13 protein-coding genes are annotated in these 16,730 nt (G+C 53.7%); 3 read left to right on the forward strand and 10 right to left on the reverse strand.

What is annotated here, in order from left to right; translation table 11 throughout:
* Nucleotides 1-3: 3 nt before the first annotated feature.
* The 5 genes from ANT_RS11515 to uvrA form a co-directional block, all read right to left on the reverse strand.
* Nucleotides 4-1,359 carry an Ig-like domain-containing protein gene (locus ANT_RS11515; RefSeq protein WP_013560699.1) on the reverse strand — a complete coding sequence of 452 codons (1,356 nt, stop codon included), beginning with the start codon at nucleotides 1,357-1,359 and terminating at the stop codon, nucleotides 4-6.
* On the reverse strand, nucleotides 1,356-2,111 hold the full coding sequence (locus ANT_RS16545; protein ID WP_013560700.1) for a TIGR03943 family putative permease subunit: 756 nt from the start codon (nucleotides 2,109-2,111) through the stop codon (nucleotides 1,356-1,358). Before ANT_RS16545 ends, ANT_RS11515 begins: the two co-directional genes overlap by 4 nt.
* Nucleotides 2,108-3,160, reverse strand: a complete 1,053-nt coding sequence (locus ANT_RS11525) for a permease (RefSeq protein WP_172634621.1) — start codon at nucleotides 3,158-3,160, stop codon at nucleotides 2,108-2,110. The genes ANT_RS16545 and ANT_RS11525 overlap by 4 nt, the downstream gene beginning before the upstream one ends.
* Nucleotides 3,161-3,237: 77 nt before the next feature.
* On the reverse strand, nucleotides 3,238-3,975 hold the full coding sequence (locus ANT_RS11530; RefSeq protein ID WP_013560702.1) for a LysM peptidoglycan-binding domain-containing protein: 738 nt from the start codon (nucleotides 3,973-3,975) through the stop codon (nucleotides 3,238-3,240).
* Nucleotides 3,976-4,071: 96 nt separating this feature from the next.
* Complete coding sequence (gene uvrA, locus ANT_RS11535; protein ID WP_013560703.1) at nucleotides 4,072-6,978, reverse strand: excinuclease ABC subunit UvrA; 2,907 nt, start codon at nucleotides 6,976-6,978, stop codon at nucleotides 4,072-4,074.
* Nucleotides 6,979-7,187: 209 nt separating this feature from the next.
* Here uvrA and ANT_RS11540 point away from each other — a divergent pair, with 209 nt between their 5' ends.
* From ANT_RS11540 to ANT_RS11550, 3 genes are all read left to right on the forward strand, one after another.
* Nucleotides 7,188-7,982, forward strand: a complete 795-nt coding sequence (locus ANT_RS11540) for a YdcF family protein (RefSeq protein ID WP_013560704.1) — start codon at nucleotides 7,188-7,190, stop codon at nucleotides 7,980-7,982.
* Between the two features lie 75 nt (nucleotides 7,983-8,057).
* The gene (locus ANT_RS16550; protein ID WP_049784898.1) at nucleotides 8,058-8,951 is read left to right on the forward strand and encodes a sortase; all 894 of its coding nucleotides are present in this window, start codon (nucleotides 8,058-8,060) and stop codon (nucleotides 8,949-8,951) included.
* A 40-nt stretch (nucleotides 8,952-8,991) separates the two neighbouring features.
* Nucleotides 8,992-9,219 carry a hypothetical protein gene (locus ANT_RS11550; protein WP_013560706.1) on the forward strand — a complete coding sequence of 76 codons (228 nt, stop codon included), beginning with the start codon at nucleotides 8,992-8,994 and terminating at the stop codon, nucleotides 9,217-9,219.
* A 77-nt stretch (nucleotides 9,220-9,296) separates the two neighbouring features.
* On the opposite strand, the gene ANT_RS11555 is transcribed toward ANT_RS11550, so the two are convergent.
* The 5 genes from ANT_RS11555 to ANT_RS11575 are packed head-to-tail and all read right to left on the reverse strand — an operon-like array spanning nucleotide 9,297 to nucleotide 16,708.
* Complete coding sequence (locus tag ANT_RS11555; protein WP_041455009.1) at nucleotides 9,297-10,511, reverse strand: glycosyltransferase; 1,215 nt, start codon at nucleotides 10,509-10,511, stop codon at nucleotides 9,297-9,299.
* A gap of 2 nt (nucleotides 10,512-10,513) precedes the next feature.
* A complete protein-coding gene (locus tag ANT_RS16555; protein ID WP_013560708.1) occupies nucleotides 10,514-11,623 on the reverse strand; it encodes a glycosyltransferase family 4 protein in 1,110 nt (369 codons plus the stop codon).
* Complete coding sequence (locus ANT_RS11565; RefSeq protein ID WP_013560709.1) at nucleotides 11,620-14,178, reverse strand: AAA family ATPase; 2,559 nt, start codon at nucleotides 14,176-14,178, stop codon at nucleotides 11,620-11,622. The genes ANT_RS16555 and ANT_RS11565 overlap by 4 nt, the downstream gene beginning before the upstream one ends.
* A complete protein-coding gene (locus ANT_RS11570) occupies nucleotides 14,175-15,461 on the reverse strand; it encodes a hemolysin family protein (RefSeq protein ID WP_013560710.1) in 1,287 nt (428 codons plus the stop codon). Before ANT_RS11570 ends, ANT_RS11565 begins: the two co-directional genes overlap by 4 nt.
* Nucleotides 15,458-16,708 (reverse strand): metallophosphoesterase family protein, encoded by a 1,251-nt coding sequence (locus ANT_RS11575; protein ID WP_013560711.1) that lies wholly within the window; start codon nucleotides 16,706-16,708, stop codon nucleotides 15,458-15,460. The genes ANT_RS11570 and ANT_RS11575 overlap by 4 nt, the downstream gene beginning before the upstream one ends.
* Nucleotides 16,709-16,730 lie beyond the last annotated feature (22 nt).

The following is a 16,730-nucleotide window of genomic DNA, read 5'->3' on the forward strand; positions in this document are numbered from 1 at the left end:
ATTTCAGGGAAGCCACTGGGGAAACGTAGCATCGTCAGCCAGAAGCGAGACAGTGTGGGTGCTTAAATCCAGTATGGCTACCTGAGGACGGGCAGAAGAACTGCCCAGGGTAATTTGCTGGAGAGCAATGGCGTTACCCTGCGGGTGCCAGTGAAAAGAAGAAAAATTAATCAGTGGATCGCCCGCTACCAACGTACCTTCTGAGCCATCAGGACGGAAAAGCCACAACTGTCGTGCAGGGCCCTCCTGAATCTCGCGCAGGCCAACCGCCATCCACTGTCCATCGGGCGAGAATACAGGAACGCTGTAATCCCTTGGCATTTCCGAACTCCCCAGCACTCTTTCGATGGTTTGCGTGTCCCAATCGTAACGGTACACTTCTGCGTACGCCACCGTCTCACCAAGAACCATGCGAGTAAAAAGAATGGCTTTCCCATTGGGCGTCCAGGTGGCGCTCATGCCCATATCCGAAGGAATGACGATGGACTGCTGAGCCTCCAGGTCCACACCGCGGAGGCCACCTGAAAGCCCATCCCACATCAACAAACGGCGCCCCACCGGCGCCCATAACGGCTCAGAACCGCTCACATTCGGGTCAGGGCTGATAGGCTGGGTGGTGTTCGAAGTCAAATCCAAAAGCCAAACCCGTGGCACACCGGGTTGAGCCCCTTGCTGAATGGGCGCCAGACGTCGGCTGTATGCCAGCCATGTCCCCTGAGGGTGAAAAGCGGGATTAAGACACCAATCAGCACCACAGTCGAGAATCTTGCGGTTTTCGCTCCCATCGCGGCGCACCTGCCAGAGATCCATGCCTTGTTGATCATTGTATGCCGAATACACCAGCGTTTCGCCATCCGGTGCAACCGCGTAATCAAACACTCTTCCGCCGGTTTGGGTGATGGCACGTTTTTCTGCAGTCCCCGGATTTTGAATCCAGATTTCCGCTGAAGCGCTGGGAAAAAGGTATGCCAGCAGAGGGCTTCTCACCGTAAAAGTCCAGGCGAAAGCACGCTTGAGCGTCCTACCATCGCGGGCTTTCACCCCTTCACGAAGACTCAGGGTGTAGGTTTCGTCTTGACGGAACGGCACACGCGGATAAAAAAGCAGTCGCTCTCCTTCCCATTTCACCTCTCCCTCAACGGGAGGAATAATGGTCACGGCTTGTATGGCACTCTCCGGGTCCACACTGCGGGGGAATTGAAGTCCCACCGGCCCGCGTGCGCCTACACCCTGCTCTCCCCAGAGAGGTTGGGGAGCAGGCAGCCCAAGACGGGGTAGAGCAAGAGTTATCCCCACCAGTGCCAGAAGTAAAACGGCAAGGATGCTCCACACAAGACGGTCAAAACGGGTAAGGGTCATGGATACAAGTAGGGTTGAGCCGGTTCAGGAACTTCATCCACCTGTTTTGCCAGCACAAGGGGGACGGGACTTCCATCCAGGGTGGTTGCATCCAGAGTTCCACGCACACGCACCCAGCGATTTTCCGCAAGAGAATCCGCATTCGCCCAAGACACGGCCAAGCCCAACGCCGAGGCATCGGCAACACAACAGGTCAGGGTAAAACGCACCACCATAAACTGTCCTTCAGGCAAACGAGGATCCCGGTACACAAAACCAATCACATCCACCGGCTGACCGAGAATCCTGGTACGCTGATCAGGCTGAGAAAATAGCCGCACCCAGTCCAGAACCGTACGTTGTTCTGGAGGGATTTCCTGCACCTGCACCACCTGTGTAGTCGAGGAAAGTGTCCCGGCGGTTTGGATGCCTCGATTTTGAATCACGCTTGCCGAAAGTCCTCGCTGGGGCAGCAGTATCCCCATCATCACCGGAAGAATCATCAGCCACAAGACCCATCCGGGCGTACTGGTATGCTGATGTTCTTCTTCCGCCTCGGAATGTTCGTGCTCCAGATGCCCATCATCGGATACACGGGATTGAAATAGCGTTTGAGCAATGACCAGTAAGAGGAGTGCGCCAATGCCCACCAACCAGACAAAACGCTGGTGAATATAGAAGGTGATTCCACCACTGCTAACCTGATAAAGCAGGAATACCCCTAACCCCGCCATAACCAGCGCCTGAAAAGAACGGGTTGCACGCTCTTTCATCCCCATCCTCCCCAGAGATTTACTCCAACCATCCATAAAGCGGTCATCAACAGGGGCAACAAAATCAGATACAACACAGCGCGAGGTTTGAACACTCGCAGGAACATCAGAGTCGATTTAATATCCACCATAGGGCCAAAAACCAGGAACGCCAGAATCGACCCCGTGGTAAAGGTACCGGTAAATGCCAGCGCAATGAAAGCATCCACCGTAGAACAGACTGAAAGCAAAATTGCCAGAGCAATCATCACAAACACCGAAAGCACCGGACCCTGCCCCAGCACAAGCAAGCCCGCCTGTGGAATGAAGGTTTGCATAAAAGCCGCCAGCAAAGCCCCCAACACCAGAAAACGCCCCATCTCAAAAAACTCATCTGCGGCAAGGATCAACACCTGCCTGATTCGCTGAGAGAGGGGGGTTTGTGCGGGTGATTCCAGAGGAAGAATCACCGGCGGGAGAGCAATCACTGGAGCGCTTCGCAGGACTTCCTGCGGTTGTGCCAGAGTAAAAACCAAGCCGGTGAGAAAGGCAATCAGCAGAGAAGCAATAATCCTGCCCCAGAACACCGGTCCTGCGCCAAATGCTGCCAGGGTACTGGCAATCACAATTGGATTAACCACCGGCGCCGCAAGCAAGAGAGAAATACCAGCCGAAAGCGGTAAGCCTTTGCGTACCAACCGGCGGGTGAAAGGCACCACGCCGCACTCGCACACGGGGAAAAACAACCCCATCAGACTACCCGCCAGCGCCGAACCAATGCCTTGTTGAGGCACCCAACGCATTAACTCATCCCGAGAGACAAAAACCTCAACAATCCCGGAAGCCAGTGTGCCCAGCAAGAGGAAAGGCACGGCTTCCACAAAAATCCCCAGAAAAACCGCTGAAAAGTTGGAGAGCGTATCCAGTGCCTTCGTCAAAATCACCGGAAGGCTTCCCAAAGCCGCCTCGCTAAAGCGCAAAAGCGCTGCAAAAAGCAAAAAGCCCGTCACCCCCCAGGGAATCCAGCGAAGAAGGCGCGGAGAAACGTTTTTGGAAATGCTTCTGAACATGTTCATATAAAAAGGGAGAGAAGGCTCAAGCCTGTTCTTCGCAGGTTAAGCCTTCCTCCTCCAGACATTTTTCGCCTCTACGGTGTTGCCGTGGCTGTCGGTGGTACCGGTGTAGCGGTTGACCCACCCGGAGTAGTCGTACGTGTCGGCGCGCGGGTAGGCGTGGGCGTGACGATGTTCACCGGGATAATTAATTTTTGACCGGCGGAAATCTTATTTGCATCGGTGAGTTTGTTCTCCTTGAGAATCGCCTCAATGGTGCTGTTGAAGCGCCGAGCGATAATATCCAGGGTCTCACCCGTCTTGACAATGTACTCAATCTTCTGCCCGCGCGGCAAATCGGTAGGCAGGGGAGTTTCGGTAGGCAGTTCCTGACCTTTTACCGGAACAAGGATTTTATCCCCCGGTTTAATCGGGCAGGTATTGCCAAAATTATTCAGGGTGAGAAGCACCAGCAGGTCGGCTTCAAACTTCACGGCAATATCCCAGCAGGTATCGCCTTCCTGAACGGTGTACTCAAAGGGACCTTGCGGTGTGGGAGTCTCGGTCACGGTTGGGGTGAGGGTCTCGGTGGGAGTAACCGTGGGTGTTGAAGTCGGTGTAACTGGTGTGGGAGTGAAGGTTGAGGTTGCCGTGGGGGTGGGGGAAGCAAACAGGCTAATCGCCGGACGATTTTGCCCGGTAAACCACACCACCAGAATGATGATTCCTACCACCACCAGAAGAACAGCCAGTCCCCAAACAATGAAGGGACCCATTTGCTGTCTCCGGCGGTAGGATTCAATCACGCTTTGCGGCGAATCTTTGCGTATCATAGGCTATGTCCTGTTTCGTTCTCCAAATTTTTTTGCCATGTTCGCAGTCATGATGAAAAAGGGTTGATAAAGGCAATTCTACACGAGTTTTAAGGATTAGGCGAGTCGGAGCAATTGTTGCTGTTCTTCTGCCAGATAGCGAGCCAGATACTGCCCCGTGTAAGAGTGTGGATTGCGACACACTTCTTCCGGCGTCCCCACAGCAATCACTTCGCCCCCCCGATCGCCCCCCTCAGGTCCGAGATCAATCAGGTAATCTGCAACTTTAATGATATCCAGATTATGCTCGATAATCAGCACCGAGTTGCCGGCATCCACCAGGCGCTGGAGAACTTCAATCAATTTATGCACATCTGCGGCATGCAAGCCCACCGAGGGTTCATCCAGCACATAGAGAGTCTTACCTGTAGCGCGGCGGGAAAGTTCTTTTGCCAGTTTGACGCGCTGAGCCTCGCCGCCTGAAAGCGTGGTAGCCGGTTGCCCAATGCGGATATAACCCAGTCCCACATCTGAAAGCGTGCGCAGTTTGTTGACAATGGAAGGGAACGCCGAGAATAACTCCAGGGCGCTGTCCACCGTCAGGTCAAGGACTTCGGCAATGTTCAGTCCCTTGAAACGCACCTGCAGGGTTTCGCGGTTGAAGCGCGTGCCATGACACACATCGCACGGCACGTAAATATCCGGCAGGAACTGCATTTCAATACGCAGTTGCCCCTGCCCCTGACAGGCTTCACAGCGCCCGCCATGCACGTTGAACGAAAAACGCCCTGCCTTGTAACCGCGCATCTTACTCTCAGGCAGTTCAGCGAACAAAAGCCGGATTTCATCAAAGACACCGGTATACGTCCCGGGGTTGGAGCGCGGTGTGCGCCCAATGGGTGACTGGTCAATGTTGATAATCTTGTCAAGAAATTCCAGCCCCTCAATACGCTCGTACTCACCGGGTTGGGTGTGCGCGCCATTTAAATCTCGCGCCAGCGCGTTATACAGGATATCCACCATCAGGGTAGATTTTCCCGAACCGGATACGCCGGTAATGCAAACCAGTTTGCCCAGCGGAATTTCCACATCAATATTTTTCAAATTATTGGCACGCGCACCGATAATCCGTAGTTTTTTGCCGTTGCCCAAACGCCGTTTTTCAGGGACAGGAACACGCAGGCGCTTGGAGAGATACGCTCCCGTCAGCGAACGCGGATTTTGCAGGATGTTTTCCACCGTACCTTCGGCTACCACCCAACCGCCGTGTTCCCCCGCGCCGGGACCTAAATCCACAATCCAATCCGCCGATTGGATGGTCTCTTCGTCATGTTCCACCACCAGAACGGTGTTGCCCAAATCGCGCAGTTCCTTGAGCGTTTCCAGCAAACGCCCATTATCGCGGGGATGCAAGCCAATCGAGGGCTCATCCAGCACGTACAGCACTCCCGTCAGGCGGGAGCCGATCTGAGTTGCCAGACGGATGCGTTGCGCCTCGCCGCCGGACAGGGTGCTGGCACTGCGCCGCAGAGTAAGGTAATCCAGCCCTACATTGACCAGAAATCCCAAACGGGCGCGGATTTCTTTCAAAATTCGCTCAGAGATGGCTTTCTCGCGCGGCGTGAAAACAGAGCCTTCTTCCAGTTCTTTCACCCACTCAAGGGTTTTGAGAATAGGCCAGTCGGTCACCTCGATAATATTCGCGCCGTTTACCGTCACCGCCAGGGCTTCCTTGCGCAAACGCGCCCCGTTACAGGTTGGACAGGGACGGTTGGTCATAAACTCGGCAATTCTGGAACGGATGTAATCCGAATTGGTCTCGCGGTAACGCCGTTCCAGATTGGGGATGACGCCTTCAAATGCCGTTCTGAAGGTAGATTCACGCCCGTTGCGTCCCTCGAAGTGAATGGTAATTTCTTCGCCTTTGGTGCCGTAGAGAATTTTTTCCAGTTTTTCGGGCGGGATGTTCTTGACCGGCGCATCCAGATTGATGTGGTAATGCCGCGCAACGGCTTCAATCATCTGCCAGGAATAGCCGCCCCCTTCGCGGGTGCCGTTCCATTCCAGCGCCACGATTGCGCCATCGTTAAGCGAGCGTTCCGGGTCGGGAATAATCAAATCCGGATCAATTTCCAGGCGACTGCCCAACCCCTGACAATCAGGACAGGCTCCATGCGGGGTATTAAAAGAGAAGGTGCGCGGCTCAATCTCCGGAAGGCTGACCCCGTGTTCAGGGCAAGCCAGATGCTCGCTGAAGAACAAATCCGCCGGGGGATCCACCGAGAGATTTTGCAGGGTAAGATACCCTTCCCCCACTTTGAGAGCCGTTTCCACCGAGTCGGTTAACCTTGAGCGGAACTGCTGGGCTTCTTCGGCATCCTCAGGACGTTGAAGAACGATGCGATCCACCACGGCTTCGATAGTATGGATTTTGTAGCGATCCAGCGCAATCTCGTCATCCAGGCTGTACACCACGCCATCCACGCGCACACGGACAAACCCTGCCTTGCGAATTTCATCCAGCACGGCTTGATAAGTGCCTTTTCTGCCGCGCACAATCGGCGCCAGCACCAGCAGGCGCGTGCCTTCGGGCATGCGTTCTATGGCATCCACAATTTCTTGCGCTGATTGCTTGACCACCTCACGTCCGCATACCGGACAGTGGGGAATACCCACACGCGCAAAAAGCAGGCGCAGGTAATCGTAAATTTCCGTCACCGTGCCGACGGTAGAACGCGGGTTGTGGGAAGTGGCTTTCTGGTCAATCGATACTGCCGGAGAAAGCCCTTCTATGGAGTCCACATCGGGTTTATCCATTTGCCCTAAAAACTGCCGGGCATACGCCGAAAGAGATTCAACGTAGCGGCGCTGACCTTCGGCAAAAATGGTGTCAAAAGCAAGAGAAGACTTGCCTGAACCCGATAAACCTGTAATGACCACCAGTTTATTGCGCGGAATTTCCACCGAGATATTCTTCAGGTTGTGTTCCCGCGCACCAATGACACGAATTGATTCTTGAGTCATATCTTCCTGTCCCTACACCTTTCCCTTTCAGGAAAATGTGCAAACAAACATTATACCAGAGCAAATAAGAATTTTTGTTCTAATATACCCTTTTTTGGGTCTTCCGCAAGGGTGAAAAGCCTGCAAACATCGATCTGAAATGGATGGATTCAAAGGCTCAATTCTAAAGCCATTCAACCAGAAAAAGGAACTTTTGTATAATTCAACATATGTTTGTCTTTCTTTCCAAACTGCTGGCGCCGTTTCTATATCCTTTAGGGATGGCGCTGGTTTTGCTTGCCCTCAGCCTGTTCAAATGGAAAAACATCCGCTGGCGCAACCTGTTTACCGGGCTGGCATTATTCATCTTGCTGGTCTCATCCAATCGATGGGTGGCAACCACGCTGGCACGTTCACTGGAATGGCAGTATCTGCCAAATGAACCTATCTCCAGCGCGCCGGCAATGGTCGTGCTGGGCGGCGGGACTGAGCCGGCCTTTCCACCACGGAGTCAGCCGGAAGTAAACTCAGCAGGAGACCGGGTGCTGTACGCCGCCGCCCTTTACCAGCAAGGGAAAGCCCCGCTGGTTATCGTCTCGGGCGGGAATGTCGCCTTCCGCGGCGAACAGTCCTCTACTCCCGCTTCGGATATGCGCCATTTGCTGAAAATGCTCGGCGTTCCCCCTGAAGCCATTCTGGAAGAAGACCAATCCCAAAACACCTACGAAAATGCCCTGTATTGCGCAAAACTGTTAAAAGAACGGCACATTCAGCGGGTGATTCTGGTGACTTCTGCCCTGCACATGCCCCGTTCGGTCAAACTCTTTGAAAAGCAGGGCATTGAGGTCATCCCTGCGCCAGCCGATTTTGCCGTGCCTTTTCAGGAATGGGAAGACCTGCTTCATGCACCTATTCCGGCTCAACTGGTGGCGCTTTTGCCTTCCAGTTCCAATCTGCAGTTGACCACCAACGTCCTGCATGAGTATATCGGCATCCTGGTATACTGGATGAGAGGCTGGCTGTAAAAAGGTTTAGCGGGAGTACAAACGTAACCCTAAAAACTTGGTATAATGCCCCAGAGGGTATCGAAAGGGAATAAGGTGGCTCGGCATCGTTCCATTGATGAATTGACGGTTGATGAACTGCGCCAGTTGCTCATCGAGAAACACCGCAGGGAGCGCCATAAACGACTGGAAGCATACCGCCGCACCGGTCGGGTGATTATGGTGGAACCGGCGCCTTATGTCTCGCCTCTGGAAGGTTCTTCCGAGCCTTTGCTCCCAGAGGGTGAAGCCCCCCTTCCCAAACGAAAATTGTGGATTGACCGGATCCTGCTTGCCATTGAAGTCCTGGCGGTGATCGGGCTGGCATTGATTCTGCTCAACGGCATGAATCTGATCCGCAATTTGAACCAGGAAGTTGCTTCAGCACTGGTGCAAGCCTCCCCTACCCCAACCCCATTGATTTCAGCCGTAGTCTTGCCCTCAGGTCACACCCCGCCCAACGCGCCGGGCGGCGCCCGATTTAATGAAGAGGAAATTCCTGCTCATTTGCGGGCATCAGTGCAATCGCTGGCAAACATCCCCATGCCCACGCCCGGTCCAACCCATGCCATTCGCATCCAGATTCCGGCGATCAAAGTGGATGCGCCTGTAGTACAGGGAGATGGCTGGGAACAGTTAAAGAAAGGCGTCGGTCAACACCCGGGCACTGTCAATCCTGGTGAAAAAGGGAATATCGTCCTTTCTGCCCACAATGACATTTATGGAGAAATCTTCCGCGATCTGGACCGCCTTAAACCCGGTGATGAGATCATCATCTCCACTGCCCAGCAGGCATTTGTTTATGTGGTACAGCAAATCAACATTGTGGAACCAACTGCGGTAGAATATCTGGCATCCAGTCGTGAGCCTATTGCCACGCTGATTTCCTGCTACCCCTACATGATTGACAATCAGCGCATTGTAGTTATTGCATCTTTACAGGGACACTGATAAACTTACCCTGTTTTTAGGATGGAGGATTGTAGAGAAAATGGCTAAAAAGTTCAAACGCAGTACAAGCGCCTCTCGCCCTCAACCCGCTGAGGCAACCACCCCCCAAGCCACTGCTTCCGGCACTGGCTCAATCTCCCGCCGTGCCACCGCCTCGGATTTCAACCCCGATTACACTCCCATCATTCGGGACTTGAAACGGATTGGCACGCTGGCAGGCACTTTCTTTGTGGTTCTGATTATCCTGTCGTTTATTCTGAATCGCTAAAGAAAGCACAAGAGAAACAACCCCAAAGCCGTCCATGCGATTTCAGGCGTAAGGACGGCTTTGGGTTTAAGTTCATCTCATTCCATAAACTGTTGATAAAACGAAAGAATCTGCTGTTTGACTTTGCCTACCTCGGCGCGCTCTTCAATGATTTTACGATTAGCCTCCCTCGCTCTCAGGCGAAGATCGGCGTTCTCCAATGCCATCAGAATGGCATCAGCCGCCTGATCGGCGCGATTCGGCTGAACCAGCAAGCCATTGACCCCCGGCGTAATCCACTCACGGATGGACTCGATATCCCCTGCTACGGGGAAACAACCTGCCACCATGGCTTCGAGTAAAGAATTGGGCGTACCGTCATGCTGACTGATGGATACCATCACCGTAGCGCGCAGAAACAATTCCCACAAATTTTCCTGCGGCAGGTAGGGGAGCAGGACAACCTGCCGCTGAATGCCCAAACGGCGCACGGTTTCTTCGGCTTCGGGTTGTCCCGCCATTGCCGGACAAATAAATGCCACTTTGGGATAGCGTTGTAATACCAGCGGGATAGCCTCAAAAAACACATCATTGCGCACACTGCCGGGGCGAAATCCCCGCGGATTGATCACCAGCGGCACACCTGCCGGTATGGGATCGGAGCGCGGCTCGCTCCCTGCCCGTTTGAGATGTTCAAAGGCTTGCAGGTCAATCCCCCCTGCGCCGGGAAAAACAGCGGAAGGGAAGGATGAACGAAAGCCCATCGTGCGGGCAAGGCGAATGTCCCGATAAGCATCTGCCGTCAAACCATTGACGCGGCGCAACACCCGGCGGGTGAGAAGATTCATCCAAATAGACCCCTGTGCATGCAAAGTCAGATCATTTCCCCAAATGGATACCAGCAATGTGGCATTTTCCGGCAATCCGGATGCCATCATGCCCTCAAAGGGAATACGCAGGGCGTGCACCACATCTGGCTGTACTTCGCGATAAATCCTGCGCAAATGGGCGCTATAAAAAGGCAAGGTCAGTGGGCCAAGCCAGTAACGCAGGGAAAGGAAGGCTTTGCGGAAACGTGCCACTGCCCTGCGCGCTCCCTGATTGGCTTTATAAGGCTGATCCAAACCCGCGCCCGACTGGGTGCCGGCAAAGCGCCCAAACGCCACTGGTAAAGTGTACATCCCCTCCACGCCTTCCACAGGAGCACACGGAAAAGAAGAAACCAGAGTAACCTGAACCCCCAAATCCAGCAAGACTTTCAGATAACGCCGGGTAATGGGACTGCGTCCATCGGCAACCAGCATGATGCGCATGTTCATCCTCCCGTACGCATAACCGTGGTCATGGCTTGAGCAAAGACCGCCACCATTTCATCCAGATTAACTCGCTCAGCAACAATTCGAAAGGAAGCCCTTCCCATCTCCCGCAGGCGCTCTGGCTGGGACAGGGCTTCAGCAAGACGATGGGTTAAGTCGTCCAAATCGCCGGGGATCAACCGCCAGCCGTTCAAAGGGGTAACCAGGTCTTCCTGAGTACCATCCGCCTCTGCTACCATTACTGGCAGTGCATGTGCCATGGCTTGCTGGACAGCTAATCCACCCGTACCGGGCAGGACAAACAAGTCTGCCATCTGCCAGTAAGGTTCTAGTTCCTCATCCCGCTTTTCGCCCACAAAGAGCGTTTCTGGATAGAGGCTGTTTGCTAACGCTTCCAATGTGCCTCGTTCCGGTCCTTCGCCAACTACAATGAGCCGGGGACGTAAAGGTTGTGGCAATGCGGCACAAGCCCGAAGGAGTAAATCCACGCGCTTGCGCGCCTGCAATCTGCCCACGAAAAGCACCATGGGGCGCCCCGAAGAAAAGGACGGCGGCTTTTCCGGTGGAACTTCTGCCGGTCGTGGTGTAACTGCATTGGGGGCAACGAAAATCCGCTCCTGTGGAAATCCCAAACGGCGGTATTGCTCTGCTCCACTGTGGCTGTACGTGATCAGAGCATCGAACAAACGAAGGAAGCGCTCGCGGAGAACCTCACGCCAGAAACCGCGTGCCGGGGGAGCCCCCAACCCCCAGCCGATGACCGGTTTATGTTGAGCGTGCATCCAGCGCACTGCGGCGGGCGTGCTCAAATAGCGCGGGTTGGCTTCGACAATCAGCACATCAGGATTCCACTGCCCCAACCACTCGAACAAATTACGCTGAACGCAGGTATAGAGTCGTCCCGAGCCCAGATGAAGATTGTGTGCCTGTACGTGCTGAGCCTTGCGTAATACAGCCGGCTGCCCCAGGGCTTCTTCTGGGCGGGGTTGACCTGCAAAGACACTCAGCCCGCCCTCACAAGCCTGCGCCAGCAGGTCAAAAAACGCCGCTCGATAGGCTGGCAGTACCCGCTGTTGAATACCTACGCGGTATGGAATGGAAATACTCATTGAATCACCCTGACCTGAGAACCGTTGAGCGTCTTCTCCACTTCAATACGGGCAGGGAAGGCATCTTTCATATCTTCCAGATGCGTGATTACCAGAATACACTCAAACTCGGTGCGGATTTGATTGATGGCTTCGATTAAGCGCTGGCGACCTTCGGTATCCTGACTGCCAAAACCTTCATCAATGAAGAGCGTTTGCAAACGCGCCCCAGAACGATGCGCCAGCACCCGGGAAAGCGCCAGGCGGATAGCAAAATTAATACGGAAGGCTTCGCCACCGGAGAACATCTCGTAGGGACGTTCTCCCACTGAATCGCTGATGATGATATCCAGCGTTTCTTTTTGTTCTTCTCGGGTCTTCAACGCCCGCTGAGTACTGAAACGCACCGACATCAAGCCGCTGGAAAGACGCTCCAGCAGTTGATTGGCATGTTCCTCGATTTGAGGCAGGGCTTGTTCAATCAGCAAGGCAGGCACACCATCTTTTCCACAGGCACGTTCCAGCACTGACAGGCGTTGCAAACGCTGGAGAAGTATGCTCCGCCGGGCGGTTAACTCCTGCTTCTGAATTTTCAACTGCTCCAGCACCTGCACCCATTGGCGGGCACGGGCAACTTCATCCCGTTGCTGATTTTCTTCCAGTTGCTTGCGTCGCAGGTTCTTCTCCACCTCGTCCAGATCAGGCAAAGCAGACACATCCGCAGTATATTTCTCTTCAGCCTGGTGCAGTTCCTCTGCATGCTCGGAACGTTTTTTCTGCTCTGCTTCCAGTTGCTGACGGGTTTCCTCGATTTGTTGGCTCAGCGGCTGGAGTTGTGCTCGAGCAGTCTGGACTTCCTGCAGGGCATTTTCCACCCAGGCAAGGCTCTGCACCTGTTTGCGGCAGGCTTCATGCTGTTGAACCTCATATCCCAGGGCAAGAATCTGCGCATCCAGTTCTGCCAGTGTTTTCCGTGCTTCGAGCGCATAATTTTCTTCTTCCAGCAGTCGTTCAATGTCCTCCAACCGCACAGCGCCTTCTTGCTGCCAGTGAGCAAGATCTTCCTGCAAACGATGCACCTCAGCATTCCCGACCTCGATTTGCCGTTTGAGGGACTGCCAATCTGCCTCCAGAAGGTTCAGGCTGGTTAACGTGCTTTGCAGTTCCTGAATCTGCTCCTGAAGTTCCTTTAAGCGAGCCTTCACCGCTCGATAAGTATCCCCCAGTTGCTTGCCCTGTTGCTCCAGAGAAGCAATCAGATTCTGACGTTCTTCTTCTCCCAAAGGCTGTCCACACAGCGGACACAGCGCTCCACTGGCTTGGGAAAGGCGCTCCATCCGCTCCTTGATTTCATTCATTTGTTGGAGACGCTGTCCATTTTCAGCGTTCAGGTGCGCCAGCTCTTCTTTCAGAGAGTTCATTTGGGCTTCCCGCTCAGAGCGGGATTGCACCTTTTCCTCCAGATCCCGCTCCCTTTTCTGCCATTCCTGGATCTGGGTTTGCAGTTCTTGCAAGCGAAGCGCGTTTTTCGACGCTTTCTGAGCCTGCTGTTGCAGCGAGATTTTTTCCTGCTCCAGCCCTGCCCGGGCAGCAGCAATTTGTTGCAGAGGGATCGAGCGTTGCTGTTCCAGCCGCAGGTACTCTGCCGCCAGTTTCTCCCAGCGCTCCAGTTCCTGGCGGATTTGCTGGTATTCTGCAAAGCGCTCATCCACCAAGTCGGCTTCGGAAAGGCGCGCCTCCAGCAGGGCTTTACGGTCTTCCAATTCGGCTAACTTGCGAGACAGTTCTTCACATCGGCGGACAATCTCGGCATCCTGTTTCCGCAACACGTCCAGCAACCGCTTCTGTTCATCCAGCGCTGTTTTCAAACGCTCCAGGGTGTGAAATTCCCGCTCCAGCGCTTCCCTCTGCTGAGTAAGGGATTGCAACTGTTTTTGGGCTTGTTCCAGTGCCTGTTTCCGTGCGGGCTCCTGTCTGAGTTCCTGTTCGATTTCTTCAAGATCTCGGGCAAGGCTTTTTTCCTGAACTTCCACCTCTTTGCGAACATCGGCAACACGCTCGCGATACTCTTCCCAGACTTCCAGTCCCAGAATACTGCTGAGGATTTTCTTGCGCTCCGCAGGATTCTGCTGAGCAAAGCGGTCTGCGCCTCCCTGCAAGAAGAACGAAGCATTCACAAAGGTTTCATAATCCATGCGCAAAACACTGCGAATGGTTTGCTCAGTAGCCGTTAGAGAGGCTTTCGTCAATGGCGTCCACTGATGGGACTGGGAATCGAGCACCCAAAACTCCAATACAGTGGTCTTGTTGCGTGGTTTAACACGGGTAACCCGATATGTTTCTTTTTCAAATTCAAAGATAAACTGTACAGCGGCCCTCTCGCTGGTGCTGTTAATCAGCGCGTCATCTCGCGCGCGGGCTTTACCGAACAATACCCAGGTAATCGCATCCAGCAGGGACGATTTTCCCGCACCATTCGACCCGGAAATACAGGCAAGCGAGAGGTTCTCTAAATCCACCTCTACCGGCTGGCGATACGACAAAAATCCTTCGATGAAAAGACGCTTGGGTATCATACAGGCTTCACCAGAATCTTATCAATGCGCAATCCATCCCGATCGACTACTTCAAAGCGATAGCGATTCCATTCGAAATGTTGTCCAACCGATGGAATGGTTCCCATTTGAGCCAGCACAAACCCTGCCACTGTCTGGTAACCAATCCGCTCTTCCTCAGGCAATTCCTCTACCTGAAGCAGTTGCTTGAACACATCCACAGAGAGTGAACCATCTACAAGCAAAGAGCCATCTTCCCGTCGGATAATCGCCTGCCCCGTTTCTTCCCCATAAGAGGGGATCTCTCCAACAATGGCTTCCATCAGGTCGAACAGGGTAATCATGCCCTGCAAACCACCGTATTCGTCCAGAATCAGAGCAAGATTACCGCTGGCAGTACGCAATGCTTCCAGCGCTTTCAGCGCCGTGGTGCTTTCAGGAAGGAACAGGGCGGGTTTAAGGTAATCTTTCAAATCCACAGGCTGGGGAGTAGCAACGGCAAGCAATTCCTTGGCATTAATGATGCCCAGCACATTATCCAGATCCCCACGCGCAACAGGAAAATAATTGTGCGAACTGCTGATGATGTACTCGCGATTAACTTCCCATGGGTCTTCCACATCCAGCCACTCAATTTCCGTGCGTGGGGTCATAAAAGCACTGACCAGACGATCGCCCAGACGCAAAACACCTTCGATCATGTCCGTTTCGCGCTGTTCAATAATGCCCGACTCAACCCCCTGCTCAATGATGCCCTTGATTTCCTCTTCCGTCAGATCGGGAGAAAGCACTTTTTGCCAGCCCAATAACTTCAGAAGAAAATCCGTAGAAGCCCCCAGCAAGACTACCAAAGGATTGGTTACTTTTCCCAGCCACTTCATCCAGGGCGCAACACGAACAGCAATTTCCTCAGGGTTCAGTTGCGCGGCGCGTTTGGGCAAGAGTTCCCCCAACACCAGCGAGAGATAGGTAATCACCAGAACGACCAGAGCAAGCGCAAGTTCCTGGCGATACGGGTAAAGCCAGGATATCTGCCCAATCCACTCCGCCAGTGGCGTTGCCAGTTGTGCCCCCCCTACCGCGCCCGCGAGGATACCAATCAGGGTGATGCCAATTTGTACGGTAGAGAGGAAATGGCTGGGCGAACGCATCAATTCCAGGGCAGTTTCAGCACGTTTATCGCCATCCTCTACCCGCTGTTGCAAGCGAATCTGGCGGGAAGAAATCACGGCAATCTCCGCCATCGCCAGCGCGCCGTTAAGCAAAATCAGAAATAGAAGCAAAAGGATGTTCCAGAAAATCACAGGACTTCCTTTGTTTCCTCCAACTCACCCCCCCAAAGGATTTCCTGCGCCAGCGATTTAATGGCTTGAATCTCTTCGGGGAAAACTTTTATGCTGGCAAGATACATCTCCAGCAACTGCAGGGGCGACATATCGCTTGCCAGCACCCCTTCGGGAAGTCGCACCCGTAGTTCCCGTTGAGGACGGCGTACCAGCATGAATTCCAGAGCCCCCTCGGCATGCCGGCGCAAAGCGGCTTCATCCAACAGTTTTTCCCACGCCGCAGGGTAATCCACTACCAGGCGGAAAACAGCCCCTTCCAGGTCTTTTTGGGGCGGAAATTCCCGCAGGATGGTTTCCATGAAATTTTCCTGCCGTTCCACCCTGACTGACCGGTCAATAAACCGTCTTCCTTCCAGTTTCTTCCACTCAATGTGACTAACCTGTTTGCCATCCAGGTGTACCAGTACAAAGAATTTCTCTTCTCTGGCTTCACCAATGTTGACGCGTTCAATCGAACCCGGGTAAATCACCGGTGGATGGTTGCCTTCGTTCAAATTCTGGGCTTTATGGATATGTCCCAGGGCAACATACGTCCAGCGCCGGTCACAAACCAGCCCACGGCTCAGAGAGACCTCATTCCCCAGCATAATGCTGCGTTCACTGCTGTACTGTGCCCCTTCCACTGAAGCATGGGCGGCAAAAACCACAGGCAGATTGGAATCTATCCTATTTTCGAGCCAGTACGTGATTAATTGGGTAATGGCATCTTCCAATTTTTGATTAAGGATGTCAATCTCCGGCAAACCATTGTCCTGAGCAATCATGAAACCTGAGCGCGGAACCCATGGCAAAGCCGCTATCTGAAGCGGAAGTCCTTCCAGATCCTGCGGAGTTAGAAATTGTGGTCTGGAGCACACCCGCACATGCGGAATGCTCAGGGTTTCGTACTCCTGCAGGGCGTGCGCACGGCTCAGAGCGGGAGAAACGTCATGATTGCCGGTAATCATCACCGTCAAAATACCGGCTTCGGAAAGGCGCTTGATGCGCTTGCCCCACTCTCGCTGATACGTGGGCACAGGAGTGCGATCCTTATAGGCATCGCCGGTAAAGAGCACCAGATCCACCCGCTCCTCAATAGCCGTATCTACAATCTTGTCCAGGGCTTTGAGAAAATCCAGCACGCGGACAGGGAGTCCTGTAGAGGGGTCCAGTTTCCCCTGCGAGATAATATCTATGTGCGCATCGGAAAAGTGCAGAATCTTCACCCCGCTTCTCCTGTCTTTTTCC

This window comes from Anaerolinea thermophila UNI-1, from assembly GCF_000199675.1.
GTDB lineage: Bacteria > Chloroflexota > Anaerolineae > Anaerolineales > Anaerolineaceae > Anaerolinea > Anaerolinea thermophila.

Coding starts and splice junctions, on each gene's coding strand:
- ANT_RS16545 (WP_013560700.1), bottom strand. CDS start 2,111: ATGAAAGAGCGTGCAACCCGTTCTTTTCAGGCGCTGGTTATGGCGGGG.
- ANT_RS11555 (WP_041455009.1), bottom strand. CDS start 10,511: ATGCGCATCATGCTGGTTGCCGATGGACGCAGTCCCATTACCCGGCGT.
- ANT_RS16555 (WP_013560708.1), bottom strand. CDS start 11,623: ATGAGTATTTCCATTCCATACCGCGTAGGTATTCAACAGCGGGTACTG.
- ANT_RS11525 (WP_172634621.1), bottom strand. CDS start 3,160: ATGTTCAGAAGCATTTCCAAAAACGTTTCTCCGCGCCTTCTTCGCTGG.
- ANT_RS11565 (WP_013560709.1), bottom strand. CDS start 14,178: ATGATACCCAAGCGTCTTTTCATCGAAGGATTTTTGTCGTATCGCCAG.
- ANT_RS11515 (WP_013560699.1), bottom strand. CDS start 1,359: ATGACCCTTACCCGTTTTGACCGTCTTGTGTGGAGCATCCTTGCCGTT.
- ANT_RS11550 (WP_013560706.1), top strand. CDS start 8,992: ATGGCTAAAAAGTTCAAACGCAGTACAAGCGCCTCTCGCCCTCAACCC.
- uvrA (WP_013560703.1), bottom strand. CDS start 6,978: ATGACTCAAGAATCAATTCGTGTCATTGGTGCGCGGGAACACAACCTG.
- ANT_RS11540 (WP_013560704.1), top strand. CDS start 7,188: ATGTTTGTCTTTCTTTCCAAACTGCTGGCGCCGTTTCTATATCCTTTA.
- ANT_RS11530 (WP_013560702.1), bottom strand. CDS start 3,975: ATGATACGCAAAGATTCGCCGCAAAGCGTGATTGAATCCTACCGCCGG.